This window comes from Frankia sp. AgKG'84/4 (genome assembly GCF_023242965.2).
Taxonomy (GTDB): Bacteria; Actinomycetota; Actinomycetes; order Frankiales; family Frankiaceae; genus Frankia.
On sequence record NZ_JALKFU020001127.1, the window covers coordinates 1 to 1,281 of the forward strand.

1 protein-coding gene is annotated in these 1,281 nt (G+C 77.2%); it reads left to right on the forward strand.

Going from position 1 to position 1,281, the window contains the following annotated elements:
- Positions 1–240: 240 nt before the first annotated feature.
- Positions 241–1,281 (forward strand): helix-turn-helix domain-containing protein (locus MXD58_RS27835; RefSeq protein ID WP_250611135.1); only part of this gene is annotated, 1,041 nt, incomplete at its 3' end.

Here is a 1,281-nt window from a genome sequence, read left to right on the forward strand (position 1 = left end):
GGTGCGGGGCGCCCCGGGTCGGCCGCCGGCGGCGCGGCGGGCAGCGGGGGGCTTGAACCGGTGGTGCGCTCCGCGGGCGTCATCGGTGACTCCTCGAAGGGTGGTGGCTGGACCGGCGCGGGGCGGTCGTCGGTGGCGGGCCGGGTCGGCCAGCGTGTCCAGCGTCTCAGGTGGGATTTGCCAAATCAATGGTTGCACTATGCGAACAGCCCGGGTCGGATCCGACTACGCTCGGCCATCATGAGCAGGCCCTCACCGCAGACGGAGCGTCTGCTCGACCTGGTTGACCTGCTGGCCAGCCGACCCGACGATGCCTTCACCCTGGCCGACATCGCCCGGGAGACCGGTGTCAACAAGGCCACGGTCCATCCGATGGTCGTCGCCCTCGCTCGGCGGGGCTGGCTGCTGCGTCACCCCCAGCGGCGCACCTACCGGCTCGGCCCGGCGCTCGTCGCCGCCGGAACCGCCGCCGCGCGGGGCCATCCGGTCCTCGACAGCACCCGGCCGGTCGTCCGCGAACTTGCCGAGGTGACGGGCCTGATGTGCGTCGCGCTGGTCAACGGGGCCATCCCCGGCGAGCCGGACGACCTGCTCGTCGCGGAGATCAGCTGCGCACCCGCCAGCGAGGCGCCCGCCCCGGCGAGCACTCCCTACCACGGCCTGCGGCTGGGCCAGCGGATCGCGCTGCGCCCCCCGCTCGGCGCGGTCTGCGTCGCCTGGGCCGACAACGGCGCGGTCGAGCGGTGGCTGGCCAGGCTCGGGCCGGACCGGCCGGTGGACGCGCTGGCCCGGGTGGGTCCCGGACTCGCCGGCGTCCGGGCCCGCGGCTGGGCGCTCGAGGTGGAGAACCGCACGCACGAGGACCTGGCCCGGCTGGCCGCCGAGCTCGGCGCCGACCGACGCCACGCGGAGCACGCCGCCACACTGCACCGGATGCTGCAGGAGATCAGTCGAGTGTTCGACCTGGCCGACACCCTGCCCGCGACCATCGAGCCGACCGGCCACTACCGGGCCACCGCGGTCAACGCGCCGGTGTTCGCCGCCGACGGAACCGTCGTCGTCGTGCTGTGCCTGGCCGGCGCCACGCAGGACGGGCTGCCCCTGCGCCCGGGCACGGAGATCCTCGCCCTCGGCGAGCGGCTGAGGGCCGCCGCCGACGGCCTGACCGCGGCCACCCACGGCCGCCCACCCGCCTCCCGAGGGCCCGGGGGGGGGGGGGGGGGGGGGGGGGGGGGGGGGGGGGGGGGGGGGGGGGGGGGGGGGGGGGGGGGGGGGGGGGGG